The following is a 25,361-nucleotide window of genomic DNA, read 5'->3' as shown; positions in this document are numbered from 1 at the left end:
GAGCCCTGTATATTCACAGAGATCCGCGGGAATGGTCGATATATTGATAAAACACCCGACTCGTACATACTTATCACATTCCACATTATTCAGAAGAACATTCTATGGAGAAATTGAGAGGCAAGACGGCCATAATCACGGGGGGAGGCACGGGGATCGGGAAGGCGACGGCCAGCCTGTTCGCGAAAGAAGGGGCTAACGTCGTCATTACCGGAAGAACGGAAGAGAGGCTGATAGAAACGGCCGAAGAGATAGGTAAATCAGGAGCCGGCATAAGCTACCGGGTGAGCGACGTCTCGAACGAATCCGAGTGCATTCAAACAGTAGAAAGTACAATCGGCGAATACGGCCGCATAGACATTCTTTTCAATAACGCAGGGGTCTGCTACAGATCGAACACACACGAGACGGATACCTGCGTATGGGACGAGACGTTCGACGTGAACGTCAAAGGCGTTTATCTCATGTCCAAGCACACGCTCCCCCACATGATAAGACAAGGGGGAGGTTCGATCGTGAATAACTCGTCTATACTCGGACTCAAGGCATCGGCTGCGGGGTTCGCTGCGTACAGCGCTTCAAAAGGCGCCGTGAACCAGCTCACGAGAAGCATGGCTCTCGAATACGCGGATAAGGGCATCAGGGTCAACGCAGTCTGCCCCGGGACGATATACACCCCAATGATGGACAAGCTGTTCGAAGAATGGGGGGACAGGGTGCTCGGCGAAAAGCGGTATATCTCGGTTCACCCGATAGGCCGCCTCGCACAGCCGGAGGAGATCGCACACGCGGTGCTCTATCTCTGCGACGACAGGATCAGGTTCATTACGGGCGCGATGCTCTCTGTCGACGGGGGCATGAGCGCGAAATGATCTGTTACTAAAATAATAACTTTAGAGACGTATCCGGATGCGGATATTATTTACAAAGAGAGCTTTCCACCATAACGGCGAACGCCGAAGCAATCCACGGAGATAAGTGTATGAGCGAGAAAAATATCGGGGTCGACTATTCGATACTCCACCAGATAGACAGCCCGGCCAACAGGCTCATTAGGGATTCCATATGGGGCAAGGAAAACGACATAGGACAGCAGTCCTTCATAACTCCCTCATACCTCGACGACCTCATACGGAGACTCCGCATCGGCAGTGATACCTACGTGCTCGACGTAGGGAGCGGCGTCGGCGGCCCCGCCATATACATAGCGAGCAGAACGGGGTGCAGGATAGCGGGGGTGGATATCTCCGACGTCGGGGTGAATATGGCCGGGAAGATCGCAAAACAGTCAGGCCTGGAGGGAAAAACCGAATTCCATCTCGGGGATGCGATGAAAACCCCCTTTGCCGACAGCACCTTCGACACAGCAATAAGCTTGAACGTCATGAACGTATTCGAGGACAAAGCAGGGCTATTCAGGGAAGTGCTCAGAGTTTTGAAGAAAGGAGGAATATGGGCGTTTCTAAGCGGGACGTTCGACATGCCCGACGACCCCGAAGTAGCGAGAAAAATGGCGCGCGGTTACCTCATCCCCCAGTACTACGACTCCCTCTCTAATTACCGGGCCAAACTCCGGGAAGCCGGATTTCAGATCGAGGAGATCACGGAGTACGTATCCGACTTCAGGGTTCAGAACAAGAAATGGGGCGACGCGTACAAGAAACACTACGACGAGATCGTAAAGGAACAGGGCAGGGAGAATACCGACTACCACATCGAGTATTTCGATACATACCTCAGGCTGATCGACGAGGGAAGGGCGGCCAACCACCTCATCATTTCGAAAAAGCCCTGACCGGCCCGACACCCGGACCTAAAACAGATGCCTAACCATACATTACGCTGAATATATAGAAATCAGTACTCCGGCAAGATTCAGACCGAGTTCTAACTTAAGTATTAATACAATAGTTTTAAGGCAACCTGAGCAATAAAACTTTTAATTTATAACAAATTAAACCTTGATGGACTATATGTTAATAGACTATGATTTTTAAAGAGGATGCGGCGATGAACAAAACTTACGGGTTCGCAGATTTAGCATTATATTCAACAATTTTCGCGGGTTTGATTATAGTGCTTTTTTCATAGCTTAACTACATCTTGCCTTTTGCTTCTCTTAAACCCTCCTACTTCCTCACTGGATTTAGGAGGGTTTTTTTATCCCGTGATCAAAGGCAGCTTGCTGCATAATAATATATCAAACCCCGCCCTTCCATTCCTCCCTCAGGAGGCCGTAAACGACGTGGTCCACGTAATGGTCATAGAGCCACTCCGCTTGCCGTATGGTCCCCTCCTCAGTGAACCCGAGCCTCTCGGGAATAGCCCTGCTCCGCCTGTTCTCGACCGCGCACCTTATCTCTGCGCGGTTCATCCCCAGGTTGCCGAACGCGTATTCGAGAAGACACCCGCACGATGCGGTCATTATCCCCTTCCCCTGACAGTCCTCGGATAACCAGTACCCGATACCGGTAGAGTGATTGAGCCAGTCGACCTTGTTAAAGCCTATCACACCGGCAAGTTCGCCCTTGTACATGATACATAGCTGCAGACTGCTGTTTTCCTCATACTGCTTTTTGCTGAACTTTATGAAATCAACGGTGTTCTGAAGGTATTTGTTGCTGTCGAGCCAGGGGAGCCATCTGCGGAGATACTCCCTGTTCCTGTCCGTCAAGGCGAATAGCTCCTCGGCGTGGCCGTCCGCGAGGAGCTCGAGCTCGATATCAGTTTCTATCCTAAGTTTGAACTGGTCATTCATAATCAGACCGTAGTCAGTCTCCTTTAGCCGGAATGACCGCCTCAATCGCGTTAAGTAACCCCGAAGGGTCGTTTGTCCCAATCCTGTATCTCTCCCCGCTTTTCATCCGGAGCTCTACAGCTATCATGCCGGATACGTTATAGAGCCAGCCGTCGGGCGTCTTCCTTATGCCCCATCCGTAATACCAGGGGTTCCTGACTATACCGGCTGATTCGATCCCGCTTACCGGGAACTTTTTTCGTATAAATCCGATACCGAAACGGAGATGTACATCCCGGCTGTCGACTTTCACCGTCAATGCGGCAAATAAAACAAGGCAGACGGCAAGCGCTACAAAAACAACTACAAAGAATATACTGAACCCGTGAAGATAGAAGAAGTTCAGCAGCAAGTAGAGCCCGGTCCCTATAACTAAAAACATCAGATACCCGATCTGTGTATGCCTGTAGACCACGCTCAATTTCGGAGCCGACCCTTTGTAAATTTACCTCAGACTGCCTGGCGCGGCGCCTGAAACGGATTCAGTGTTCCGCCGGCAGAAGAGCCCGACAACTTTCTATAAACGTATGCCATAGCGACCATAGTGACCGGTATCGTGACCAGCAAGCCCACGAAGAAGCATATGACGCCGGCCATGTTGATCAACGATAATAATATCAGGAACACGAAAAGCTCCCACTTGATCCCCCAGGTTATATCCGAGCTTTTTTTAAAGGCCTCTCCTATATCCGCATCCCTGTCCGCTATGTAATAGATTACGTATTGATACTTCACCATAAAAATGAGGCCCGGGACTATCAGCAAGATCAGGCCCGCTGCGACCAGGAGACTGTAGAGTATATAGCCCGCAGTGAACTTCAAGAATAGGGATGGTGTAAACGATATCACCTCCGCGAGCGTCCTTTGGTCGTTGTCGCAGAACTTGAGCGCGATCTTGATGCCGACGATATTTATCGCAATCGTCAGAAGAATGTACCCGAGGTTGAATACCAGGGATAAGAACGGCAGGCGTTTCTGAAAGAGGTCAGCGAACCCGCTCAGGAACAGGCTTGCCAGCGCCGAAACGACCAGGAACCCGATGAATAGCCCCAGGTTCTCCCTCATCGTCCGCCATCCGAACTCTATCGCCTCTCTTTTTGAGAATCTCTTTTCAGACATCCGTGTCTCCTCGATCCGCCGGCCCGTTCTTTATTTGACTATCCCTGCAGATTTGTTTTCATCGCCGAAAAGAATATGCGTCTGAACGGATAGAACACAGGGTCAGACGGATATAGCCTCCTCAACCTCTTCCTGTAACTATCCACGAATTTGCCGCGAAGCTCCCCGGGCAGACGCTCGAAATAAGGCCTCAGCATTGTACCCGAAAGCCAGTCCGCAACGGCATCCGTATCCCTCATTACGTGAGGGAATACCTTCTCAAAAACAACTATGTTCATACCTCCGCACTTATAAAGAAGCTCCGCGTATGAATTAATTGACAGCACCGGGGACTTCCTAGACCAGCCCTTGAGCGCATCCGTGAAGGGGGGCTCCTTCGCTATTTCGTGAATGAGCAGCTGGGTTTCGTGGTTGTGATTAGAGGGTAACTGCACCGCGATCTGGCCTCCCGGACTGACCAGGTTAAACAGCGACGGAACGAGCTCCGCATGGTCCTCCACCCACTGTATCGCCGCGTTTGAAAAAACGAGCTCCCACTCCCCGCCGACCTCTTCAATCGACCTTAGCTCAAACCTCAACCCCTCTCTCTCTTTCGACTTCGCCTGCTCGAGCATCTCGGGAGAGGAATCGATACCGAGCACGTCGCTTCCGGGAAGCCGGTCCGCCAGCATGCGCGTGAGCTCGCCTGTGCCGCAACCGAGGTCTATAACCCTGAGACCGTGACTGACAACGATAAGGTTCATCAGGTCTTCGAACGGCGCGAATCTCTCGGATTGGAATTTGTGATAAAGCTCCGGATTCCAGGACATCTTCAGACCTTCGAGGCCCTCCACCGAATTAAAATTACTTTAATTGACGGGTAAATTCCACAAGGGTACAAATAATCCCTTATATGTTATGATTTTCCTGCATCCGATCCTGAAATAATCCGATCCGGGGGCGACAATGACGAATCTGATATACATCGCTATAGGAGGCGCAGCCGGAGCCCTTCTCAGGTATTCGGTATCCGGCTTCGTTCATAGCTGCACGAATGGCGTATTCCCCTGGGGGACCCTCGTCGTCAACCTCTCAGGCTGCCTGATCATAGGGTTCCTCTGGCAGATGTTCGAGAACCTTTATTTCTCTCCTCACATGAGGTCGTTCTTATTCATCGGAATTTTGGGGGCTTATACGACCTTCTCGACGTACGGGCTCGAGACCTTCAACCTGCTGAGAGAGAAGGAATTGGGATACGCGCTGCTGAACTTTCTCGGGAGCAACATCCTCGGTCTCGGAATGGTATTTCTAGGCTTTATCGCGGCGAGATTTCTGTTCAATATCGTGAGGTAGGAGGCCGGGATGAACATTTTCAAAGAGGAGCTGCTGTTAAGGATATTCATAGGCGAGAGCGACAGCTATGACGGCAAAGCTCTTTACGAATATATTGTGTACAAGGCAAGGGAGCTCCATATAGCGGGGGCGACGGTGATCAGGGGCATAATGGGATACGGCGCCAACAGCAAGATACACACGGCGAAAATACTCCGGCTGTCCGAGGACCTGCCGATCATAATAGAAATAGTGGACGACGAAGAGAAAATAAAGTTGCTGCTTCCTTATCTCGAGGAGAGTATTGAGAACGGCATCGTTACCATGGAAAAGGTCAAGATAATCAAATTCCGGAGCTGACTCTCACGAGGCCAGCCTTAGACGGATGAGATTCCGCTAATCTCCCTGCCGAGCTTGAAGACCGGGTGCAACACATTTAGAATACTAGAGAAAGGGGGGCATGAGGTTTACCGTATGAAGATAGCGGTCGGAAGCGACGAGCGCACATACCTGACTGACTTCGTAATAGAGGAGCTTCGGAAAAGGGGAATCGAGGTCGAGCTTCACGGGCCACTCAAGGGGGAAAATCTTGGGTGGACGGACGTCGCCCGCGAGGTATCTGAAAGGGTGAGTGAAGGGGCCTGCGATCAGGGTATACTCTTCTGCTGGACGGGAACAGGGGTCAGTATAGCGGCAAACAAGGTGCCCGGAATAAGAGCCGCCCTCTGCCAGGACTCAAGGACCGCAGAGGGAGCGAGGAAATGGAACGACGCCAACGTGCTTGCCATGGGTCTTAGGGCGACTTCCCCGGTCGTGGCCGGTGAAATACTCGACGCCTGGCTGAGCACGGGACCAGATGAGAACGAGAAGAACAACATCGATAAGGTAAGCGAGATCGAAAAAAAATATTGCCGGTAAGCAGTACCGGAAGCACGCGATAAAATCCGGAGGAAGAAATGAAGAGTAACGGTTATAACGTCGCGATAGTTGGAGCGACGGGAGCGGTCGGAGAAGAGATGATGAGCATACTCAGGGAAAGGAGCTTTCCCGTGAAAGAGCTCAGGCTCCTAGCGTCCGAGAGGTCCGAGGGGAAAGAGGTCGAATATAACGGCGGCACCTTAACAATAAAAAAACTGGACGGGAACTCATTCGGAGGAATAGACATAGCGCTCTTTTCCGCAGGGGCGTCGAGGAGCAGAGAATTCGCGCCTGCCGCTGTGGAGGCGGGGGCGGTCGTCGTCGATAACAGCTCCGCATTCCGGATGGAAGAAGACATACCGCTTGTAGTGCCGGAAATAAACCCTCACGCGGTCGGCATGTATAAGAAAAGGGGCATTATAGCCAACCCTAACTGCACGACCGCGGTCACTATCATGGCTCTCAAGCCGCTTCACGACCTGGGCAGGATCAGGAGAGTAGTCGCATCGAGCTACCAGGCTGTCTCGGGCGCAGGAGCACAGGCAATCGAGGAGCTCCGCAGTCAGACGCTCGCCTGGGCGCATTCCAAAGAAATAAAAGCGAGAACATTCCCCCACCAGATCGCGTTCAACCTCCTCCCCCACATCGACAGCTTCCTCGAGAACGGCTATACGAAAGAGGAGATGAAGCTCCATAACGAGACCCGCAAGATACTCGAAGACGACACAATAGCCGTAACCGCGACGACGGTAAGGGTGCCCGTGTTCAGGGCGCACTCGGTCTCAGTCAACATCGAGACGGAAAAGAGGATAACCCCCAGGGAGGCAAGGGAGGCCCTGAGTAAATTCCCCGGTGTCAAGGTGGTGGACGAGCCCCAGAACCTCAAATACCCGATGCCGATAGATGCGGCAGGCAAGGACGAATGCCTTGTGGGGAGGATAAGAGAAGATTATACCGTTCCCGCGGGGCTCAGCTTCTGGGTCGTGGGAGACCAGCTCAGGAAGGGAGCAGCGCTGAACGCGATTCAGATCGCGGAGCTCCTTATCAGGGACCATATCTGATGGCGATAATGGACGCAGTGAGAAATATAATAGGCATGTTCGAGACGAGGAACTACACCGAGCTCCCGCACGGGATAAGACAAGGCGTCGAAAAATACATCAGGGAAGAAGAGAGCATACTCGTTACTCTACTAAACTGGCGGGCCATATATAAAGCTCCCAGGTTCATCGACAGCAACACGTTCTTCAACTCATGGTTCATCCTGACTAGCCACAGGATAATAATCGCCAGGAATTCGTCGGTGTTCAAGAGGTTCAGGGACATCCCCCTCTCCGGCATCTCGCAGATATTTTATGAGCTCGATAACACCGAGCCCAGGATCTCGATCACCTCTCCGGGGCACGAAGACATTATTGAATTCCCGAGGCAGGCCTCCCACCACTGTGCGAAGCTCGAAGAAACCGTTAAAGTGGCGGTTGCGAACGCAATGGATATATTCAAAAATTTGCCCGACGGTGATTATATATATTGCAGCCGGTGCGGGGGCAGGATTCCGGGCAGCAGCCATTTTTGCTCCGAATGCGGAGCGAAGCTTCACAAACCTTAAGCGGAACCGATGCCTCGCCTAGCTGTACGGTTCACGCTTTTTCACAACGTCAACAAGGTTCCTTGATTTACACTGCGGCTACAATATAATGAAAGGCAGCCACAAGAAGGAGGCTTTTAATGATTCACGGCTCACTAGTCGCAATCGTCACCCCCTTTAAGAACGGCAGGATCGACGAAGACGCGCTCAAAAAGCTCATCGAATTCCAGATCGAAAGCGGCACCCACGGTATAGTACCATGCGGCACGACGGGCGAATCCCCGACGCTTTCGCACGAAGAGCACGAATACGTGATCGAGCTCACGGTCAAGGCGGTCAGGAAACGCGTCCCTGTAGTCGCCGGTACGGGCTCTAACAGCACGAAGGAAGCGATCAGGCTAACGAGGTTCGCCGAGCAGATAGGGGCCGACGCGGCCCTCCTCGTAGTGCCTTATTACAACAAGCCTACACAGGAGGGGCTTTATCTCCACTTCAAGCAGATAGCGTCACAGGTCAGCATCCCGATCATCCTATACAACATCCCAGGACGCTCGGGCGTCAATATGAACCCCGAAACAATACAGAGGCTCGCGAGGGACTGTAAGAATATCGTCGGCGTGAAGGAGGCTTCGGGCTCGCTCGCTCAGGCGAGCAAGATACTTTATCTCTGCGGAAAGGACTTCCTGCTCTATTCCGGAGAGGACGCGCTGAATTTCCCGCTCATGGCGATAGGCGCTAGAGGGTTCATCACCGTAACAGCCAACGTCGCGCCGAGAGACGTGGCCGACCTCTACGACTTCTTCGCAAAAGGGGAATACGAAAAAGCGAGGGACATGCACTACAGGCTCCTTCCCCTCAACGAAGCGCTATTTCTCGAAACGAACCCGATACCGGTTAAGGCCGCACTCAGCATGATGGACCGGATCGCTTATGAATACAGGTTCCCGCTCTGCCAGATGTCGGAAAAGAATTACCAGGAGTTGAGGACCGCGCTCACGGATTACGGCATATTGAGCTAGAGAAAGTCCGGAAGCAGCCGGAAAGTCCGCTATCCCGGTCGAATTGAGACACAAGGGACTTGCGGTCAGGAGACGGAGGAGATGAGTCCACCCGACCTCGTAATCGAAAAAAGGATCTGGGCAAAGGGCAAAACACCCGCCGGCGTCGACGAAGCGGGGAGAGGGCCTCTCGCGGGCCCTGTGGTCGCGGCAGCCGTAATACTACCCGAAGCGTTCAGCATCCCCGGCCTCGACGATTCGAAAAAGCTGACACACTTTCAGAGAGTGACGATACTCGAGCAAGTAGTATCTTCCGCCGTTGCTTTCGCCGTCGGCATAGTCAGCCATGAGGAAATCGACAATATCAATATTCTCAGGGCTTCTCTCCTCGCGATGGAGATAGCGGTCAATAAACTCGAGAGGATGCCCGACTTCCTGCTGATAGACGGCAATCAGAAGACATCACTCCCCATCCCTCAGGAGACGGTTATCAAGGGAGACTCCAGGTGCTGTTCGATCGCCGCTGCTTCGATAGTGGCCAAGGTCAGAAGGGACGAGATTATGGACAGATACCACGAGCAATTCCCCGAATACAATTTCAGGTCGCACAAGGGCTACCCCACGAGGGAGCACCTCGAAGCGATAAGGAAATACGGCCCATGCCCTATACACAGAAGGACATTCAGGGGAGTGCTTGATCCCGAAAAGCGGGAAATCCTGTAAATTACGCCTCGACTATTGCTCGACGACCTTGACGGATGTTATCACGACGTCTTCCTGAGGGACGTCCCCGTACATGCCCCTAGTACCCGTATTTACCGCAGCAATCTCGTCCACGACGTCCATGCCGTCTATCACCTTGCCGAACACCGCGTAGCCGTAATCCCTGGCCCCGTTGTCGAGGAAGCTGTTGTCGACGAGATTGATAAAGAACTGCGACGTAGCGCTGTCGATGACCTGAGTCCTCGCCATAGCGAGCGTGCCCCTTTCGTTCTTGAGCCCGTTCTTGGCTTCGTTCTTTATCGGAGGCTTGGTCGGCTTCTGACTGAAGTCGGGAGTGAATCCCCCGCCCTGGATCATGAAATTCGGTATCACGCGATGAAATATCGTCCCGTTATAAAACCCGTCGTTCACGTACGAGAGAAAATTCTCGACCGTTATGGGAGCCTTGTCTTTAAACAGCTCAATTTTGATGTCCCCTTTGGATGTCGACATTATAACCACTGGATTGCCTCCTTTTGCTTCGCTTTTTTGATTCTCGACTTCCGCCTGCTTCGAGCCCTCCTGCTTGCATGCCGCGCTCAGAAACATTGCGGGTACCAGTAGTACGGCGAATAAAACGACCGCTGCCGGACGCAACCGGGCGGATGCAGCGCACGAGAATAAATTAATGAAACTTTTTTTCATATCCCTTTATCCTCCTCTATTTTCAGCCACTAAAACTATAGCATTTATTACCCCGTGTCAAACCGTGGGGTATTGGCGAAACGAAATATTTGAATCCCCGGCGGCGCTCTGTTAAAGTGATTCTTCCATCGAGAGAAAACGCTTGAGGAGACAAGGATGCCCAGAATAGATTTCGGAGTGATGCTGCGACAGCAGAAGATCGGATTCGACGATATACGCAAAACCGCCGAGCTATGCGACGGGCTCGGCTACCACTCCGTCTGGTTCTACGACCACATACTCGGCATGGGGGGCCTCGACCTCGACATCTTCGAATCGTGGACTCTCATGTCGGCGCTCTCGACCGTTACTTCGAGAGTGAGGTTCGGCACGATGGTGCTCTGCAACTCCTTCAGGCCTCCGTCTCTCCTCGCCAAGATGGCGTCCACACTCGACGTGATAAGCGGCGGGAGGCTCGAGTTCGCGATAGGCGCCGGCTGGTTCGAGCCCGAATACAGGGCTTACGGATACGATTTCCCTGACACCGTGACCAGAATAAAGCAGCTGTCCGAAGCCGTGAGAATCATAAAAGCTATGTGGACGGAAGAGAAACCCAGCTTCGATGGTGAGTATTACAGAATCAGCGACGCTTACTGTAACCCGAAGCCCGTCCAGAAGCCGCACCCTCCGGTGATGATCGGCGGGGGCGGCGAAAAACACCTTCTGAGGGTGGTGGCCGAGCTCGCGGACGAGTGGAACTGCCCGGCTAACCACTCACTGTCATATGATAGAAAAATGGAAGCGCTCAGAGGCCACTGCAAAGCGGTCGGCAGAAACCCAGACGACATCAGGATATCCCAGCAGACGGTTTGCGTCCTCGCGAAGGACAAGGCCGAGCTCTCGGAAAAGCTCCCAAAGGCCCAGATGAGGTACGGGTTTTTCGGGGACGTTGAAAGATTAGGCATAGTCGGAACGCCCGAGCAGTGCATAAGGAAGATAGAAGAGAACGAGAAGAAGGGAATTACGAAATATACGATCTTCTTCTCGGACATCATGAACCACGCTACTCTTAAATTCTTCGCGCGCGAGGTCCTTTCGGCTTTCTGAGAAATTAGCCGGATATCAGCCGGACTTCACCGCGAATTCTCCGACTTTCCTGGCGAATTCTCCGGCGAAATTCCTTATCATGTCAGACAGCTCCTGACTCCCGGTCGCTCTCCCGTACGTATCGGCCATCTTCATGAGCGTGTAATAGAAGTGGGCGTTCATCTCACCCACCTGCATAGCGTTAGTCCAGAGATCTACGCTCATCGTATTCTTCTCGGACCGGTCCCACACCGACAGCATGAGCGAATCACACGGCACGAAGCCGTCGATGCCGGAATCGCTCGCGCTCCAGCACATCTCTTCCGGCACGCCCTTGTCGTCGAGCTTTATCAGCAATTTTATTTCAGCCTCTCTGGACATCCGTCACCCGTCTCTATCCATATTCAATCCACGCCCCAGAAATCGGGCTTCCTCTTCTCCAGGAACGCGGTCGCGCCTTCGACCATCTCGGGCGCCTTGAGGAAGAACCTCGCGAGCTCGAGCCCGTGGGTGATCTGGGGGTGCGCCATATCGGATATGAAATTTATCTGCAGCTTCGCGATCCTGAGGGACTGCCTGCTCTTCTCAAGGAGGCTCTGACACCAGGCGTCCACTTCTTCGTCGAGCTTTTCCTTGGGCACGACTTTATTGACCCAGCCCATGTTCATCGCTTCCTGAGCCGTGTACCTGTTGCAGAGGTATACGATCTCCCTCGCCTTCTTGTCTCCGACCGAGTGCTGGAGCTGCTGGAGCCCGTACCATATAGGCGCGCTGCCCACGAGGGGGCCTGCCTGAGCGAATACCGACGTGTCGGAGGCTATGGTCAGGTCGCAGAGCATGTTGAGCTCGTTCCCGCCCCCGACGCAGTAACCGTCGACCCGAGCTATGATAGGCTTCCCGCAGTTGCGCATTGCGGTTGCCAGCCTGTAATGGACGAGCATGTATTTAGCGTCGACCTTCTTCTCGGGGTCGACAATCCATGAGAGATCCCCTCCCGCTGAAAACGCCTTGCCTCCGGCGCCTGTGAGAACGATCACGCCTATATCGTCATCGAGCCAGGCGTCCTCTATAGCGATCGCGAGCTCCTCCCGCACTTCCGAGTTAAGGGCGTTACGCACCTCGGGGCGGTTGATGGTCACGCGGGCTATCCTGTCTTTCTTTTCATAGAGGACGTATTCGAATTTAAGTCCGGTTTTCTTTTTCGCGGGTTTCGCACCGTTTTCTTTTTTTGCCGAAGCTGGCGGTTTTTTAGCCATAATGCCCTCCTGACTGTATTCGGATTTGCTCCTTATGATTTTTGCACCGGATGATGCGGTCTGTCAAATGATTTGTTCGTGAAACGGGTGGGTGTAATGAGATTACGTGCGCCGGTGTCCGTAAAGCCCTTGCGCTCCGGAGATTCCGCTCCGTTCCCGCTCACCAGGGGAGCTTGTTCATCAGGGGTGCAATATGGGGACCGAAGAGGGCCACGGTCGCGATGAGCGATATGAACCCCGCAACACCGAGACAAAGGGCCGCTACGGCCACCTGACAAATCATATCCAGTCTTCTTTCGTCCATTAATGTCCTCCCGAACCGGATTTCCCGCCGAAGAACGGGTCACCCACCGGTATTGACGGAAACGCCCTCATAAAGATCAGGAACGTCATAACGAATGCCCCGAGGAACCCGAGCGTTATGAGTATCTGCATTAAGCTTATATTTATTGTATTGGAAAGCGAAGGTATCACGAGCACATACTTTTCGAGCCAGAACCCGGTCAACGAAACAGACGCGATGAACACGACTATAGGCTTCACTACCTTGTTCGTTCTCGGGAGGAGGGAAACAAAAGGGAATATGAAGCAGCATGTCAGCACCGCCCACGATAGCGACCTGAAAGGCTCTTCCTTCACCCTCTTGATAACGAAAGCAGTCTCCTCGGGCATGTTCGCGTACCATATCGGAAGGAACTGAGAGAAAAACAGGTAGACCCAGAAGAGCGAAAAACCCTGGAGCAGCTTGCCGATGTCGTGATATTGCTTGTCGTTCAGATAGTCCTCGAGCCCGAGCCTTCTCCTTAGTAATATCGAAAAGATTATAGTAGTCCCGATTGCGGCGACGAAGCTCCCCATAAAATAGAACGGGCCGAAAAGGGTGCTGAACCAGTGAGGGTCGAGCGACATCATAAAGTCCCAGGCGAACAGGCTGAACACAAGCGCGTACAGGATAATCACAGCCGGGGCGAATTTGCCTATCTTTATCCAGACGCCTTTCCTCTCTTCCTCGCCCTTCCATCCGGACGATATCCAGCCGGCAAGCCCGTCGAGCTTCTGGCTCACGCCGCCCAGGTCCTGTCTCAGGGAATAATACAGGTAGCACAAGGTTAGAACGAGCAGCACTATGAAACCTATGACGTCACGGCTGAAGACGAAAGTCATATTGAGCCATACGTCCTTCGGGTGGTGGTAATGCTCCGTGGCGTACGGGAGGATGTAATCCCTGCCGGCGAAAACGACGAGGAGGAGTATGAGCGATATGGGAAGGAACGAACCCAGGCCCTCGCTAACGCGCAGAAGCGGCCTCGCCCACCTGGCGTTCGTGATTCGCAGTATGCACGAAAACACAACGCCCGCCTGAGCTATGCCGGTCCAGAAGAGGAAATTGATCAGGAATATCTCCCACGCGCTCCCGGGATCAGAGCCTAAAATCTGGGATACGAACGTACCGAAACCGACCACGGCTATGACTAGAAATATGTATATGCCCAGAGTCGGTATGCCCGATCTTTTAGCGAGTATTTCATCTCTTATATGCTGATCCATATTACTGAGCGGTCTCCTCTGCTGTATTCCCGTTCTGGGGTTTAGCCGGTTCTGTATTCGGATTTCCCTGCAGCTTCCTTACATAATTCACGACGTCCCATGCGCCTTCCGAGGTTATGCTCTCGCGGTAGCTTGGCATCATGACCTTCCCGCCGTATCTGATGTAGGCGTATATGTAACCGTTGGTCCTGGCGATAACGGCAGGGTTCGTGAGGTTCATCGGATAGAACCCCCGCTTTATTACGGGCCCGTCCCCCTTGCCCTCTTTGCCGTGGCAGACGAAACAGTAAGTATTGAAGAGCTGCTCACCGTGCTTGAGCGACTCCGCCGTTGCGGGCACGGGATTCACCGTCATGCTCTCGTACCGCTCTCTCGGAAGCGGTTCGAGCCTGAGACCCGTAGTCGAGACCGAGAGCTCGGGGTAAGCGATCGGCTCTTCATAGGGCTGTATCGAGGGCTGAAGCCACATATCGAAATTCCACGGAAATGCGCCGGCTCCCGTAGCTCCTACGAAGCTCAATAAGATCATTAACGCCGCATAATATTTCATATTCTTCACTGACAATCCCGTAGTACCTCCTGAGAAGCCGCGGCTGATTAAACGCCGTCGAACTTTACTTCTTCGGCCCCCTGGGAATTTAGTATTTCTTCGACCTTCTTAATCTTGTCCTTGCCGCACGTCACCATCACGCCGAACTTATCGTCCGTGAATCTCGGATCGTACATGGTCCTCGGGGCGTTCCGTCTGAGACGGGAATTGATGAGAAGCCCGAGGAGCGTCGATAGCGAGCCGATCAGAATCGTGAGCTCGAACATTATCACTATATATGGAGGTATCGATACGACCGGCTTCGCGCTTACGGGGATCGGCCAGTCGGACGATGTAAGGACCGTGAAACCGACGCCGCAAGCAGTGCCCAGCATTGCGCCGAAGAGGGTGAAAAAGCGCACTATGCTTTCGGGCTCCCCGACTGCGTCTTCTATCTCATGATTTGGCACCGGAGAAAAAACGCGGAGGTTCCTGAACCCCTCGTCTTTTAGTTTTTTTACTGCCTTGACCGTGAGATCGACGTAAGAGAATATCCCCAGTACACCCTGCTTATCCATGGTGTTTTGCCTCCTTTTTCGGTACAGGCAAAATTTCCTTTAACTCCGCGATAGAAATAGCCGGCAGCGTCTTTATAAAAAGGAGGAAGAACATGAAGAACCAGGCGAAGCTGCCCGCCGTAATACCCATTTCGACCCAGGAGACTTTATATATTCCCCACGCGCCCGGCTCGAAACCCTGGGAGAGCGAGATCACTATGATATTGAACCTTTCAAACCACATGCCTATGTTTATGAAGATCGATATAATGAACAGAGCCTTTATATTTCTCCTCACGCTCTTGAACCATAGCGGGATCGGTATCAGCACGTTGCAAACGACCATTATCCAGTAAAAGAGCGCATAATCGCCCGTGGCCCTGTAATAGAACTGTCCCCACTCTGCAGGGCTTCCGCTGTACCAGGCCATGAAGAACTCCGTGCCGTACGCATACCCCACGATCAGCGAGGTCAGTATTATCATCTTCGCCATGCCGTCGTAATTGTCGAGCGTTATGTAATCCTCGAGCGCGAAGATCTTTCTTATCGGAATCGTGAGCGTTATGACCATGCCGAGCCCCGAGAATATAGCTCCGGCCACGAAATAGGGGGCGAAGATCGTAGTGTGCCACCCGGGCAGGTCGGCCATGGCGAAGTCCCAGGATACGACGCTGTGCACCGAGAGGACCAGTGGCGTGGCGAACGCGGCGAAATAGAGATAGGCTCTCGAATAATGGAGCCATTCCCAGTTGGACCCCTTCCACCCGAGCGAGAGGATCGTGTATGCGATCTTGCGGGGAACCTCTTTTACCTTGTCCCTTATCGCGGCTATGTCGGGGATCATTCCGACAAAGAAGAATACGGAGCTTACCGTAAGGTATGTGCTGACGGCGAACACGTCCCACAGGAGCGGGGATTTGAAATTCACCCATAATTCCCGCTGGTTCGGGTAAGGGAAGAGCCAGTAGAAGAACCACGGACGCCCCAGATGTATGATGGGAAAGAGCCCGGCGGTCAGAACTGCGAAAACCGTCATCGCCTCCGCTATCCTGTATATGGACACCCTGAAGCTCGCCCTGAAGAGATATAGTATCGCCGAGATCAATGTCCCGGAGTGGGCGATACCGACCCAGAAAACGAAGTCCGTAATGTAAACGCCCCAGAACACGGGGTGTCTGTATCCCGCGACCCCAAGACCCGTATACACCTGATAGATGAAGCAGAAAAGCCCGAAGCCTACAACCCCTAGAACCGGCAGGAAAAGCGCAAGCCATTTGACGGTCGGCTTATCGAGCATCCGTATTACATCTTCGTTGACTTTCGCATAAGTTAATGAATTATGTTCACTCATTACGCCTTATCCCATTTCACTTTTTTTAGATACGTAATATTCGGCTTCGTGTTGAGCTGATCGAGCACCCTGTACCCCCTTTCATCGTGTGAAAGCTTCGACACCCTGGACTCCGGGTCTTTCAGGTTCCCGAATTCAATCGCGCCCGATGCGCATGACTGCTGGCAAGCGACCTGGAACTCTCCGTCGAGCACGTCCCTTCCCTTGTCCTTTGCCTGGTCCTTTGCGTAATTGATCCTCTGGATGCAGAAAGTACATTTCTCCATGACGCCCTTGTCCCTGACTGTGACGTCAGGGTTGAATTGCCAGTTGAGAGGCTCGGGGAGCTTGTAGGTGAACCAGTTGAATTTCCTCACACTGTAGGTGCAGTTGTTGGAGCAGTACCTCGTCCCCACGCACCTGTTATATATCATTCCGTTTAACCCTTCGGGGTTATGGTAAGTCGCGAATACCGGGCATACGGGCTCGCACGGAGCGTTATTGCACTGCTGGCAGAGCATCGGGAGGAACCTTATCTCGAACCCGGATTTGTTGTCCGATTTTTCGAAGAACCTGTCGATCCTTAGCCATGCCATATCGCGTCTTTTCGCCACGAGCTCCTTGCCGACGAACGGTATATTGTTCTCCGCGTAGCAGGCGGTGATACAGGCGCCGCACCCAGTGCACTTCTGGAGGTCTATGGACATGCCCCACTGGTATCTCGCATATTCCACGGGCGGATAGAAATCGGGCTCCTCGTGCGCCTCGTGATGGAGGCCGTGCTCGAGCTCGGTGAGCGTTACCATCTGCGCAACGTCCCTGTCATGCTGGGTTGTCGTGTACTGAGTCTGTACGAACTGTGCGCTCCTGCCCGTACCCGAGGCCTTTACCTTCGTAGTAAGCCACGCGAAGCCTCCTGTAATTTTGTCCGTGGAAACAGGCAGGATAGAAATCGGATTCACGCCCCTGTCTTTCGCGTATCTGCCGTAGCTCGTATGTCCCTGCCCGATCATAACGGCGAGCGTATCCGGTCTTATACCTTCATAAACATAAGCCTGTGTCTCTATCGTCCCGTCAGGCGATTCTATCCTGACGAAGTCTCCGAGCTTGACCCCGAGTTTTTTGGCCGTATCCGGGTGCATCTCGACCCACGAATCCCAGACCCCGGTGGTGACGGCGTCAGGCAGCTCCTGGAGCCAGGGCTTGTTGGCACCCCTGCCGTCGTAGTACTTGTAGGAGGGGTAAGCAATGAAGTAAAAATCGCCGTCGCCCTTGAACTCGGGCTCTGAGAAAGTTATGCCGGAAACATTCCCCGGCGCGGATACCTGCACGGGCGTCGTTTCCCTGTATATGCCGCCGTTCTCGAGCGCAGTGTTCCAGAAGGCTTCGAAATCCCCGCCTCCCGTGACGCCCGTCCAGACCTGCTTCCATGAATCCCTGAGATAATCGTAATATGAAACCTGCGTATACCTGCCTTTCAACCCTTCGAGCTGCGCGGTTACGGCGAGTATCACGTCCCCGGTGCTCTTCGTGTTGAAGACAGGGTTCATCACCGGCTGAATTAGCCCGTGGACCCTGCCGTCGGGGATGAAGTCCCCCCAGGATTCGATCGTCGTGTTATCGGGGAGTATGAGATCAGCCTTCTCGGTCGTCTCGTCCATGAAGCTCGAGAAGCTCACCGTGTAAGGCACCTTGCCGAGGGCGTCCTCGAAACCGAGAGCCTTCGGAAGCGTGAAGACGGGGTTTACATTATATATAAATAAGACGTCGACCTCCCCGTTTGACATCGATTCGACGAGGGACGATATCTCCTTGAAAGAGCTCGCTTTTGAGAGAGTGAGAGTATTGCCGAAATCGATCGTCTGGCCGACGTTGCCGGCGACATAATTCAGGATATTTATCGCAACCAGAGTTTCGGTTGCATTTGTCGATGTATTGGCGATTCCCCCGCCGATAGCGAGGCTCGGCTGCATGGACGAGAATTCCTTCGCTAACTCCTTGATAGTATCGACCGGGACATCCGTGACCGAAGAAACTTTCTCGGGCGAATATGCGCCGAGCAGTCCGGCGAAACCGCCTCCGCCGTTTGCGGACATGCCTTCGCTCACTATGACGTTCGCTATGCCGAGCGCAAGTACCGCTTCAGTGCCCGGTTTTATCGAGACCCATTCGTCGGCGTTCACTCCTGTAAGCCCCGCTCTCGGGTCCACGTGGACGAACTTCCCCATGGATTTATCCTTATAAGCGTGCATCTCGCTGAACTGCCTCGAGTAGAGGGTCGGCGACAGCCATGTCTCCAGGAAATCAGCCCCGAACGAGAGGAGGTACTTAGTTTTATCGATATTATATGTTGGTATTTTATCAATTCCGAACACGATACGGTTCGCTTCTTTGAGCGGCTCGTATGAGTAAACTTCGTACGTGAGGTGTTTTCCTCCCACCGCCGACATCCAGTCGTCGATCAGGTTCCCCAGCGTACCTTCGTTATGATCGGAGAGGAATACTATCCTTCCGCTGCCGCCCTTCTTTCTGACTTCCTCTATCTTTTCGGCAAGAGTCTTCTGGGCTTCGTCCCACCCAAGAGGCTCGAGTCTCCCGAGGTCGTTCCTGACGAGAGGAGACCTCGTGCGGTCGGGGTTGTAAAGACCCTGGAGCATGGCCTGTCCCTCGGCGCAGCTCCCGCCCATGTTTATCGGATTCTTCGGATTCCCCTCGACCTTTATCGCCCTCCCCTCACGGTTCTTCACGATTATGCCGCACCCCGCCGGACACTCGCGGCATGTGCTTGCATACCAGTTGGGGACTCCGGGGATTATCCCTTCGGGCGGTATGACGTAAGGGATGATCTGCTCGGCCGGGTTGGAACATGCGCCAGTTACGGCAGCCGTTCCCCCGGCAACTCCGATGATCTTCAGAAAATCCCTTCTCTTGATTCCGCCCTTTTTATCTTGAGACATTTCCTCCTCCAATTAATAATGACACGTGAGACAGTCTTTCAGGTGAGTGAGCTCCTCGTGGTCCCTGGCGTTCTGCGTATGACACTGTATACAGAAACCCATGTTGAGCCTGGTTACCTGATAAATCTGGTTCATGTTCGCAACGTCCCCGTGGCAGGCGGCGCATTCGAAGCCGCGCTTTATATGCCTTTTATGGTTGAAGTGGACGTAATTGGGCATCGTGTTGACCTTGTTCCAGGGTATGGGTTCCTTCTTCGCCCAGTACTCCCTGACCTTTGCTATCTCCTGCTGGATATTGATCGTGGTGCCGTCGAAGTCGTACTCGACGTCGCGGCCGGCTATATGGGTATGGCAGCCCATGCATTTTTGAACCGATGGTATTCCGGGATTAGGGGATACGTCAACAAAGCTGTGGCAGTACTGACAAGGTATCTGATCGTTTTCGGCGCCGGCGTGGATTTTATGGCTGAACCTGACCGGCTGAACGGGCCCTTTACTGCTGCTTTCAGCGTTATCGAAAAAATACAAGCCCAGGAATATAACCAGTGTCAGAACAGGCACTGAAAGCAATGTAATCCGTTTTCTCATCCTATTTACCTTAGCTCTGGAGTGTGTCCATTTGGAAAGTTAAAACAAAGTACTCAAAAAACGCCTAGTATGTATATCATACCGAGGAAATCTGTCAAGTTCCCTTAATGCAGCATTAAAATGCGAATCCCTGCGGACAGATATGCAGACAGGCGATCCCGCAATATTCCTATTTTTCGGGGAGAAAAAGTACGGTCTAAACGAGCCGCGTGATAAAATCTTCGAGGTCAAATGTCCCGCCCAAGGAAGGTGCAAAAGCGGACACTGCGAGCTCGAGAATCCCGCCCGCTCTGCCTTCCTCTACGGAGAGGGAAGGGTCGGACGGAAACACCCCGATCACCGGCACTCCGGTCATGAGGGTAATGAAGCCGGGGTTCGTGCGTTCGGCCGGTCCGGGAGAAGGAGGGAAACGGTTAATGACGACCCCCAGAATATCGATTCCTCTGCGCCTCGCCGCCTCTACCGTGAGTGCAGTATGGTTAAGCGTGCCGAGATCGGGACGCGTGACGATGAGGAGAGGGATTCCGAAGTCTCGGGCGAGGTCGGCCATCAGATAATCCTCCGTTATGGGTACGAGGAGGCCCCCCGCCCCTTCGACGATAACGATGTCGTGCGCCGAGCGGAGCTTTTCAAAAACCTGTTTAATCTTTCCCGTATCTATTTTTATCCCGGAGATCCTCGATGCGGCAAGCGGCGAGAGCGGCTCCCGAAACCGGTATATGCAAGTATCATCCGGATCGAACTTTGCGTCAAGCACGCTCTCCACGAACTCGATGTCGGTCATCCCCGGAAGCCCGGTGCCCGTCTGCACGGGTTTCATTACAGCAACACGCTTGCCCGCTTGGACCAATATCCATGCCAAAGCAGCAGTGATTACGGTTTTGCCTACGCCCGTATCGGTGCCAGTTATGAAAACTCCATTCGGAAGGGAGGGCATATGTTCAATTCACGCTTGCAGGATGTATTAAGATGGCGGATATCACGATTAGAAAATACCCAGGCTCTGCTGAGCTTCCTCGCTCATCTTGCTCGGGTCCCAGGGCGGGTCCCAGACGAGCTCTATCTCCACGCTTTCCACTCCGGGTATCTCCTCGACCAGAATCTTCGACTCGCCTGCTATCTGTGTCGAAGCGGGACATCCGGGGGCCGTCATAGTCATGCTTATGCGCACGTTCCCGCCTTCTATATCTATGCCGTATATCAGCCCGAGATTCACTATATCGATCGGTATCTCGGGGTCGTAGACGTTGCTCAGGACTTCGAGGATCTTATTCTCCGTGACCTCCACAGTGGTATCCGGTGAAGGAGTTCTTTCCGCACCTCCATCCGCCTGAGGGCGGGGTGCGTGGTCATGCGCGGCCTCTACGTGAAGGCCGGTGGTTTCAGCGTGCGCAGGATTCTCGACTGTGTCGGCTATGCCTTCGGATCTACTTTCATCGTGGCGGTTTATACCCGCCTGAGATTCTTCCCCGTTGTCTTTTTTAAAAAGACCCGAGATCATTTTACCGAGCCCCATCGGTGAGCCTCCATAACGATATTGCCTTACACCTATAAGGATACATATTGGGGCAGGGATTTTAAAGGCGCGAGAGCGGGAAGACAAGCCTGCCCGCCCAGACCATACGCGGGCTTCCCGTGTCCGCGCGGGGCCAGGGCCTCGCGTTTACGATGTTACGACGTAGATATTCAAATAGATTCTCTTACGGCTTTGAGCGCAGCTTCGTAGTCGGGCTCCTGTGTTATTTCTCCGACGATCTCAGCATGCCTTACCTTGTCGTCCTTGTCCACTACGAAGATCGACCTCGCGAGCAGCCTGTTTTCCTTTATGAGCACACCGTAGGCTTCCCCGAAAGACGCATTCTGATAATCGGACAATGTCTTAACCTTGTCTATACCCTCGGCCGCGCAGTAACGCTTTAGCGCGAAAGGGAGGTCCATGCTCAACGTCACGATCTCTACATCGTCCCCGAGGCCGGCCGCTTCTTTGTTGAACCTCTTCGTCTGAACGTCGCAGACAGGTGTATCAACGGAAACGACGACGTTGAACACTTTTACCTTGTCCCTGAGGTCGCCGAGCCCGACAGGCGCCCCGAGACCCGCAAGGGCCGTGAAATCGGGCGCTTTGTCCCCGACCTTTACCTCGTTGCCCAGAAGAGTCACAGGGTTGCCTTTCATCTTGACCACGTTCGGTCTTTCCTTAGCCATTTACTTTTACCTCCTCGGTTTCTTCAATTCGCCGTCTTGTTCAGCCGGCCGGATTTAGGCTATCATAGATTACTTTTTAAAGTCAAATGGGCCTCGCCGGGAATAAAAATAATTCGAATCCTGTTGACTAAAAAATAAAAGTATGTACTCTTGCATGAATCTTATTTTTGGAGGAATTTATTTTGAAAGGTAAGGTCAAATGGTTCAACGAGTCCAAAGGTTTCGGATTCATCGAGCAGGACAACGGTAAAGACGTATTCGTTCATTACAGTGCCATCGAAGGATCTGGCTTCAGAACCCTGGCAGAAGGTGATGAAGTGGAGTTCGAAGTAGTCGAAAGCCCCAAGGGACTTCAAGCCAGCAAGGTCAACAAGATTTCCCAGTAGGTCCCGTGCCGTATCACGGGGAGCTCTCTTTTTTGGCAATGATACAAGAATCAGCGCTTCCTGACATACGCGTTGCGGATTGGCGTTAAGGCCGGGCATGAGAAGAGCGTCAGGTATTTTTCAGGACGGAGCGGTTCTTGGAAAAAGCCCGTATCTTTCAGGGTTTCGTGTTCTCTTCGACAATAAGCCTGCCGCGGTACATCGCCATCTGGCAAGTGAAATCGTATTCACCGGCCTTCTCTGGGACAAAGCTCAGGTCGTAGGGTTTCCCGACCGGCAGGTCGGCGCTTAGATCGAGGCCGCTGAAAATCACCTTTTCCGCGCACGGGCTCGAGTCCTTCCGAAGAAAACGGAGCGTAACGGGTCTCCACGCAGCCACGCGGATAACCGCTGGGGTGTATACTCCGCCGTCGACGACAATACCGATCGTATCCCCTCCGGCGCGCGTCTCGGTCCCCCTTTTTGAAATCCAGAACCACCACACGATGAACGCGGCCAGAATGAGTCCGAGTACGTTGACGATTATATTCATTTCTTCGCAGTCCTCACGGTCTATACCACCTTAGCCTGTTCGCGTTCGTCACGACAGTAACCGAAGAGAGCGCCATTGCGGCGCCCGCTATCACCGGGTTGAGGAGGAGACCCGTAAACGGGAACAGTATCCCGGCCGCAACCGGGATAGCCAGTGTATTGTATGCAAAAGCCCCGAACAGGTTCTCCTTGATGTTCCTTACAGTCGCCTTCGATATGGACACCGCGTCCGCCACTCCGTGGAGCGACCCCCTCATGAGAGTTATATCGGCGCTCTCAATCGCGACGTCGGTCCCGGTCCCAATAGCGAAGCCGACATCCGCACCTGCCAGAGCGGGCGCATCGTTGATGCCGTCCCCCACCATGCCAACCTTCTCGCCCTTTTCCCGAAGCCGCGAAATTTCCCTGGCCTTATCCTCCGGAAGCACCTCGGCGATGAAATCGTCCACCCCTACCTGCTCGGCCACGGACCTTGCGGTGAGACTGTTGTCTCCCGTAAGCATAATCACCTTGATCCCCTGCCCGCGGAGCCTTGCAACGGCCTCCTTCGAATCGGGTTTAACAGGGTCGGAGATTCCTAACAACCCTGCCGGAGTCCCGTTGAGAGCCGTAAACACGACTGTCTGCCCTTTCTTCGATAAACGTTCCCAGGCTTCGATCATCGGGCCTGTATCGATCCCGTTTTCGTCCATGAGCTTCCTATTGCCCACGAGAACGGTGTTTCCGTCATAAACGGCCCTCACGCCGTGTCCCGACACCGCCTCGAACGATTCGACCGTTTTCAGCTCCATGTTTTTCGCTCTGGCCGCTTCGACGACCGCTTGAGCGAGAGGATGCTCCGAGCCGCTCTCCACCCCCGCCGCGAGCGCCAATAACTCGTCACCGCTCAAAGCGCCGGGGACGGGCTCGACCGACGTCACAACGGGCTTGCCTTCGGTTATAGTCCCCGTCTTGTCGAGCACGATCGTTGTGAGCTGCCCCGCCTGCTGGAGCGCGTCCCCTTTCCTTATGAGAACTCCGTATTCGGCCGCCTTGCCAACGCCGACCATCACCGATATCGGCGTCGCGAGACCCAATGCGCAGGGGCACGCGATAATCAGCACGGCCATAGTCGTTACGAGAATATATGTGATGTGCGGGGACGGGCCGAAGTTAAACCACACGAGCATCGTAACGACGGCTATGATAAGCACAGTCGGGACGAAGATGCCGGAGACCTTGTCGGCAAGCCTCCCTATCTCGGGCTTCGCATTCTGAGCCTTCCTCACCATATCGATAATACGGGCGAGTGCGGTGTCTTTGCCGACGCGATCGGCTCTGAACAAGAAGCTCCCTGTTTTATTTATAGTCCCACCGACGACCGTGTCCCCCTTCTTCTTTTCTACCGGGATAGGCTCGCCCGTGAGCATCGATTCGTCGACGTGGGACGAGCCCTCCACGACCTCTCCGTCGACGGGTATCTTCTCACCGGGTCTGACGCGCACGACGTCGCCCGGTATCACGAGCCCGATCGGGATATCGACCTCCTCGCCTCCTCTCACTACACGCGCCGTCCTCGGCCGAAGACCCATGAGACGCTTTATCGCCTGAGAGGTCATGCCGCGCGCTCTCATCTCGAGCGCTGAGCCGAGATCTATGAATGCGATTATAAGCGCCGCAGTCTCGAAGTAGAGATGTCTCGCGACCTCGGCCAGGGAGTCAGGAAAGAGCACCACGAAGGTCGAATAGACCCATGCGACCCCGGTGCCGACGGCGATCAACGTGTCCATGTTCGCGTTATGGTTCCTGAAGGATTTCAAAGCGCCGGTAAAAAAACGGCCTCCTCCGTATGCGAGGACGAAAAGCGTGAGAAGTGAGACCGTACCCCACGAGATCCGCCCGGAGGCGGAATCGAGCGAAGGAAGGAGGTGAAACATGCTTACCGCTAATATTAATACGCTTATCACACCCGAGACGGTCGTCTGGCGGAGAAGCTTCCTGTAGTGCCTGAGCTCGGCGTTCTCCTTTTCCGCTTCAGCGTCCTCGTCTTCGAGAAGCGAGGCCGTATAACCCGCCTTTCCGACGGCCGTAACCAGGACGTCCGGGGACACATTCCCCGTTACGGTCGCAGTCCTCTCCGCGAAGTTTACCTGCGCGTCCGACACGCCGGGGACGGACCTGAGCGTCTTCTCGACGGTTTCGACGCAGCCCGCGCAGCTTATGTCCGTCACGTGGAGACGGCGGGTCGTCTTCGCTTCGCTTCCGGATGTTTCGGTCTTATGTTCCATTGCG

The 25,361-nt window shown here is 53.6% G+C and carries 30 protein-coding genes; 11 read left to right on the top strand and 19 right to left on the bottom strand.

The features are described 5' to 3' along the window. The first annotated feature begins 104 nt into the window (after nt 1–104). Both AB1598_10525 and AB1598_10520 read left to right on the top strand, forming a co-directional pair. Nucleotides 105–872: an SDR family oxidoreductase gene (locus AB1598_10525; GenBank protein ID MEW6145440.1), complete on the top strand. Its 768-nt coding sequence runs from the start codon at nt 105–107 to the stop codon at nt 870–872. Nucleotides 873–982: 110 nt separating this feature from the next. Beyond that, the gene (locus AB1598_10520) at nt 983–1,795 is read left to right on the top strand and encodes a methyltransferase domain-containing protein (GenBank protein ID MEW6145439.1); all 813 of its coding nucleotides are present in this window, start codon (nt 983–985) and stop codon (nt 1,793–1,795) included. 405 nt (nt 1,796–2,200) lie between these two features. Here AB1598_10520 and AB1598_10515 read toward each other — a convergent pair whose 3' ends face one another. The 4 genes from AB1598_10515 to AB1598_10500 form a co-directional block, all read right to left on the bottom strand. Next, nucleotides 2,201–2,758: a GNAT family protein gene (locus AB1598_10515; protein ID MEW6145438.1), complete on the bottom strand. Its 558-nt coding sequence runs from the start codon at nt 2,756–2,758 to the stop codon at nt 2,201–2,203. Nucleotides 2,759–2,771: 13 nt separating this feature from the next. Next, nucleotides 2,772–3,179 (bottom strand): hypothetical protein, encoded by a 408-nt coding sequence (locus tag AB1598_10510; protein ID MEW6145437.1) that lies wholly within the window; start codon nt 3,177–3,179, stop codon nt 2,772–2,774. A gap of 68 nt (nt 3,180–3,247) precedes the next feature. After that, complete coding sequence (locus AB1598_10505; GenBank protein ID MEW6145436.1) at nt 3,248–3,916, bottom strand: hypothetical protein; 669 nt, start codon at nt 3,914–3,916, stop codon at nt 3,248–3,250. Nucleotides 3,917–3,954: 38 nt separating this feature from the next. Continuing rightward, nucleotides 3,955–4,725: a methyltransferase domain-containing protein gene (locus AB1598_10500; protein ID MEW6145435.1), complete on the bottom strand. Its 771-nt coding sequence runs from the start codon at nt 4,723–4,725 to the stop codon at nt 3,955–3,957. Nucleotides 4,726–4,861: 136 nt separating this feature from the next. Here AB1598_10500 and crcB point away from each other — a divergent pair, with 136 nt between their 5' ends. The 7 genes from crcB (at nt 4,862) to AB1598_10465 (ending at nt 9,454) form a co-directional block, all read left to right on the top strand. Beyond that, a complete protein-coding gene (gene crcB, locus AB1598_10495) occupies nt 4,862–5,248 on the top strand; it encodes a fluoride efflux transporter CrcB (GenBank protein MEW6145434.1) in 387 nt (128 codons plus the stop codon). Nucleotides 5,249–5,257: 9 nt separating this feature from the next. Then, nucleotides 5,258–5,587 carry a DUF190 domain-containing protein gene (locus AB1598_10490; GenBank protein MEW6145433.1) on the top strand — a complete coding sequence of 110 codons (330 nt, stop codon included), beginning with the start codon at nt 5,258–5,260 and terminating at the stop codon, nt 5,585–5,587. A gap of 114 nt (nt 5,588–5,701) precedes the next feature. Further along, on the top strand, nt 5,702–6,145 hold the full coding sequence (locus AB1598_10485) for an RpiB/LacA/LacB family sugar-phosphate isomerase (GenBank protein MEW6145432.1): 444 nt from the start codon (nt 5,702–5,704) through the stop codon (nt 6,143–6,145). A gap of 38 nt (nt 6,146–6,183) precedes the next feature. Continuing rightward, nucleotides 6,184–7,206 carry an aspartate-semialdehyde dehydrogenase gene (locus tag AB1598_10480; GenBank protein MEW6145431.1) on the top strand — a complete coding sequence of 341 codons (1,023 nt, stop codon included), beginning with the start codon at nt 6,184–6,186 and terminating at the stop codon, nt 7,204–7,206. Nucleotides 7,207–7,214: 8 nt separating this feature from the next. Continuing rightward, on the top strand, nt 7,215–7,754 hold the full coding sequence (locus AB1598_10475) for a hypothetical protein (protein MEW6145430.1): 540 nt from the start codon (nt 7,215–7,217) through the stop codon (nt 7,752–7,754). Between the two features lie 119 nt (nt 7,755–7,873). Next, the gene (dapA, locus tag AB1598_10470) at nt 7,874–8,752 is read left to right on the top strand and encodes a 4-hydroxy-tetrahydrodipicolinate synthase (GenBank protein MEW6145429.1); all 879 of its coding nucleotides are present in this window, start codon (nt 7,874–7,876) and stop codon (nt 8,750–8,752) included. An 81-nt stretch (nt 8,753–8,833) separates the two neighbouring features. Then, nucleotides 8,834–9,454: a ribonuclease HII gene (locus tag AB1598_10465; GenBank protein MEW6145428.1), complete on the top strand. Its 621-nt coding sequence runs from the start codon at nt 8,834–8,836 to the stop codon at nt 9,452–9,454. 12 nt (nt 9,455–9,466) lie between these two features. On the opposite strand, the gene AB1598_10460 is transcribed toward AB1598_10465, so the two are convergent. Beyond that, the gene (locus AB1598_10460; GenBank protein ID MEW6145427.1) at nt 9,467–10,138 is read right to left on the bottom strand and encodes a peptidylprolyl isomerase; all 672 of its coding nucleotides are present in this window, start codon (nt 10,136–10,138) and stop codon (nt 9,467–9,469) included. Nucleotides 10,139–10,294: 156 nt separating this feature from the next. Here AB1598_10460 and AB1598_10455 point away from each other — a divergent pair, with 156 nt between their 5' ends. Then, the gene (locus tag AB1598_10455; protein MEW6145426.1) at nt 10,295–11,224 is read left to right on the top strand and encodes an LLM class F420-dependent oxidoreductase; all 930 of its coding nucleotides are present in this window, start codon (nt 10,295–10,297) and stop codon (nt 11,222–11,224) included. Nucleotides 11,225–11,239: 15 nt separating this feature from the next. Here the strand turns inward: AB1598_10455 and gldC are convergent, their stop codons facing one another. The 12 genes from gldC to tpx form a co-directional block, all read right to left on the bottom strand. Then, entirely contained in the window at nt 11,240–11,584 is a 345-nt protein-coding gene (gene gldC, locus AB1598_10450; GenBank protein ID MEW6145425.1) for a gliding motility protein GldC, read from the bottom strand. A gap of 23 nt (nt 11,585–11,607) precedes the next feature. After that, complete coding sequence (locus AB1598_10445; protein MEW6145424.1) at nt 11,608–12,459, bottom strand: enoyl-CoA hydratase-related protein; 852 nt, start codon at nt 12,457–12,459, stop codon at nt 11,608–11,610. A 160-nt stretch (nt 12,460–12,619) separates the two neighbouring features. Then, on the bottom strand, nt 12,620–12,763 hold the full coding sequence (locus AB1598_10440; GenBank protein MEW6145423.1) for a hypothetical protein: 144 nt from the start codon (nt 12,761–12,763) through the stop codon (nt 12,620–12,622). Continuing rightward, complete coding sequence (locus AB1598_10435) at nt 12,763–14,007, bottom strand: hypothetical protein (protein ID MEW6145422.1); 1,245 nt, start codon at nt 14,005–14,007, stop codon at nt 12,763–12,765. Before AB1598_10435 ends, AB1598_10440 begins: the two co-directional genes overlap by 1 nt. Before the next feature lies 1 nt (nt 14,008). Next, entirely contained in the window at nt 14,009–14,566 is a 558-nt protein-coding gene (locus tag AB1598_10430; protein MEW6145421.1) for a cytochrome c, read from the bottom strand. A 38-nt stretch (nt 14,567–14,604) separates the two neighbouring features. After that, nucleotides 14,605–15,114 carry a DUF3341 domain-containing protein gene (locus tag AB1598_10425; protein MEW6145420.1) on the bottom strand — a complete coding sequence of 170 codons (510 nt, stop codon included), beginning with the start codon at nt 15,112–15,114 and terminating at the stop codon, nt 14,605–14,607. Next, on the bottom strand, nt 15,107–16,444 hold the full coding sequence (gene nrfD / locus AB1598_10420; GenBank protein MEW6145419.1) for an NrfD/PsrC family molybdoenzyme membrane anchor subunit: 1,338 nt from the start codon (nt 16,442–16,444) through the stop codon (nt 15,107–15,109). The genes AB1598_10425 and nrfD overlap by 8 nt, the downstream gene beginning before the upstream one ends. Further along, complete coding sequence (locus AB1598_10415; protein MEW6145418.1) at nt 16,444–19,380, bottom strand: molybdopterin-dependent oxidoreductase; 2,937 nt, start codon at nt 19,378–19,380, stop codon at nt 16,444–16,446. The genes nrfD and AB1598_10415 overlap by 1 nt, the downstream gene beginning before the upstream one ends. A gap of 12 nt (nt 19,381–19,392) precedes the next feature. Next, nucleotides 19,393–19,968, bottom strand: a complete 576-nt coding sequence (locus AB1598_10410) for a cytochrome c3 family protein (GenBank protein ID MEW6145417.1) — start codon at nt 19,966–19,968, stop codon at nt 19,393–19,395. Between the two features lie 196 nt (nt 19,969–20,164). After that, complete coding sequence (bioD, locus tag AB1598_10405; protein MEW6145416.1) at nt 20,165–20,905, bottom strand: dethiobiotin synthase; 741 nt, start codon at nt 20,903–20,905, stop codon at nt 20,165–20,167. Between the two features lie 48 nt (nt 20,906–20,953). Continuing rightward, complete coding sequence (locus AB1598_10400) at nt 20,954–21,484, bottom strand: metal-sulfur cluster assembly factor (GenBank protein ID MEW6145415.1); 531 nt, start codon at nt 21,482–21,484, stop codon at nt 20,954–20,956. 170 nt (nt 21,485–21,654) lie between these two features. Beyond that, nucleotides 21,655–22,173: a thiol peroxidase gene (tpx, locus tag AB1598_10395; protein ID MEW6145414.1), complete on the bottom strand. Its 519-nt coding sequence runs from the start codon at nt 22,171–22,173 to the stop codon at nt 21,655–21,657. 179 nt (nt 22,174–22,352) lie between these two features. Here tpx and AB1598_10390 point away from each other — a divergent pair, with 179 nt between their 5' ends. Next, entirely contained in the window at nt 22,353–22,559 is a 207-nt protein-coding gene (locus AB1598_10390; protein ID MEW6145413.1) for a cold-shock protein, read from the top strand. Nucleotides 22,560–22,716: 157 nt separating this feature from the next. On the opposite strand, the gene AB1598_10385 is transcribed toward AB1598_10390, so the two are convergent. Continuing rightward, nucleotides 22,717–23,091: a cupredoxin domain-containing protein gene (locus tag AB1598_10385; GenBank protein MEW6145412.1), complete on the bottom strand. Its 375-nt coding sequence runs from the start codon at nt 23,089–23,091 to the stop codon at nt 22,717–22,719. Between the two features lie 13 nt (nt 23,092–23,104). Then, nucleotides 23,105–25,357 (bottom strand): heavy metal translocating P-type ATPase, encoded by a 2,253-nt coding sequence (locus AB1598_10380; protein MEW6145411.1) that lies wholly within the window; start codon nt 25,355–25,357, stop codon nt 23,105–23,107. Nucleotides 25,358–25,361 lie beyond the last annotated feature (4 nt).

This window comes from Thermodesulfobacteriota bacterium (assembly GCA_040754335.1).
In the GTDB taxonomy this organism is placed as follows: domain Bacteria; phylum Desulfobacterota_D; class UBA1144; order Nemesobacterales; family UBA2774; genus 2-12-FULL-53-21.
This window is presented reverse-complemented; position numbering and strand designations above follow the sequence as displayed.

Excerpts from the sequence above, each read along its gene's own strand:
- AB1598_10525 (MEW6145440.1), top strand. The coding sequence starts at position 105 with ATGGAGAAATTGAGAGGCAAGACGGCCATAATCACGGGGGGAGGCACG.
- AB1598_10520 (MEW6145439.1), top strand. The coding sequence starts at position 983 with ATGAGCGAGAAAAATATCGGGGTCGACTATTCGATACTCCACCAGATA.
- AB1598_10515 (MEW6145438.1), bottom strand. The coding sequence starts at position 2,758 with ATGAATGACCAGTTCAAACTTAGGATAGAAACTGATATCGAGCTCGAG.
- AB1598_10510 (MEW6145437.1), bottom strand. The coding sequence starts at position 3,179 with ATGTTTTTAGTTATAGGGACCGGGCTCTACTTGCTGCTGAACTTCTTC.
- AB1598_10505 (MEW6145436.1), bottom strand. The coding sequence starts at position 3,916 with ATGTCTGAAAAGAGATTCTCAAAAAGAGAGGCGATAGAGTTCGGATGG.
- AB1598_10500 (MEW6145435.1), bottom strand. The coding sequence starts at position 4,725 with ATGTCCTGGAATCCGGAGCTTTATCACAAATTCCAATCCGAGAGATTC.
- crcB (MEW6145434.1), top strand. The coding sequence starts at position 4,862 with ATGACGAATCTGATATACATCGCTATAGGAGGCGCAGCCGGAGCCCTT.
- AB1598_10490 (MEW6145433.1), top strand. The coding sequence starts at position 5,258 with ATGAACATTTTCAAAGAGGAGCTGCTGTTAAGGATATTCATAGGCGAG.
- AB1598_10485 (MEW6145432.1), top strand. The coding sequence starts at position 5,702 with ATGAAGATAGCGGTCGGAAGCGACGAGCGCACATACCTGACTGACTTC.
- AB1598_10480 (MEW6145431.1), top strand. The coding sequence starts at position 6,184 with ATGAAGAGTAACGGTTATAACGTCGCGATAGTTGGAGCGACGGGAGCG.
- AB1598_10475 (MEW6145430.1), top strand. The coding sequence starts at position 7,215 with ATGGACGCAGTGAGAAATATAATAGGCATGTTCGAGACGAGGAACTAC.
- dapA (MEW6145429.1), top strand. The coding sequence starts at position 7,874 with ATGATTCACGGCTCACTAGTCGCAATCGTCACCCCCTTTAAGAACGGC.
- AB1598_10465 (MEW6145428.1), top strand. The coding sequence starts at position 8,834 with ATGAGTCCACCCGACCTCGTAATCGAAAAAAGGATCTGGGCAAAGGGC.
- AB1598_10460 (MEW6145427.1), bottom strand. The coding sequence starts at position 10,138 with ATGAAAAAAAGTTTCATTAATTTATTCTCGTGCGCTGCATCCGCCCGG.
- AB1598_10455 (MEW6145426.1), top strand. The coding sequence starts at position 10,295 with ATGCCCAGAATAGATTTCGGAGTGATGCTGCGACAGCAGAAGATCGGA.
- gldC (MEW6145425.1), bottom strand. The coding sequence starts at position 11,584 with ATGTCCAGAGAGGCTGAAATAAAATTGCTGATAAAGCTCGACGACAAG.
- AB1598_10445 (MEW6145424.1), bottom strand. The coding sequence starts at position 12,459 with ATGGCTAAAAAACCGCCAGCTTCGGCAAAAAAAGAAAACGGTGCGAAA.
- AB1598_10440 (MEW6145423.1), bottom strand. The coding sequence starts at position 12,763 with ATGGACGAAAGAAGACTGGATATGATTTGTCAGGTGGCCGTAGCGGCC.
- AB1598_10435 (MEW6145422.1), bottom strand. The coding sequence starts at position 14,007 with ATGGATCAGCATATAAGAGATGAAATACTCGCTAAAAGATCGGGCATA.
- AB1598_10425 (MEW6145420.1), bottom strand. The coding sequence starts at position 15,114 with ATGGATAAGCAGGGTGTACTGGGGATATTCTCTTACGTCGATCTCACG.
- nrfD (MEW6145419.1), bottom strand. The coding sequence starts at position 16,444 with ATGAGTGAACATAATTCATTAACTTATGCGAAAGTCAACGAAGATGTA.
- AB1598_10415 (MEW6145418.1), bottom strand. The coding sequence starts at position 19,380 with ATGTCTCAAGATAAAAAGGGCGGAATCAAGAGAAGGGATTTTCTGAAG.
- AB1598_10410 (MEW6145417.1), bottom strand. The coding sequence starts at position 19,968 with ATGAGAAAACGGATTACATTGCTTTCAGTGCCTGTTCTGACACTGGTT.
- bioD (MEW6145416.1), bottom strand. The coding sequence starts at position 20,905 with ATGCCCTCCCTTCCGAATGGAGTTTTCATAACTGGCACCGATACGGGC.
- AB1598_10400 (MEW6145415.1), bottom strand. The coding sequence starts at position 21,484 with ATGGGGCTCGGTAAAATGATCTCGGGTCTTTTTAAAAAAGACAACGGG.
- tpx (MEW6145414.1), bottom strand. The coding sequence starts at position 22,173 with ATGGCTAAGGAAAGACCGAACGTGGTCAAGATGAAAGGCAACCCTGTG.
- AB1598_10385 (MEW6145412.1), bottom strand. The coding sequence starts at position 23,091 with ATGAATATAATCGTCAACGTACTCGGACTCATTCTGGCCGCGTTCATC.
- AB1598_10380 (MEW6145411.1), bottom strand. The coding sequence starts at position 25,357 with ATGGAACATAAGACCGAAACATCCGGAAGCGAAGCGAAGACGACCCGC.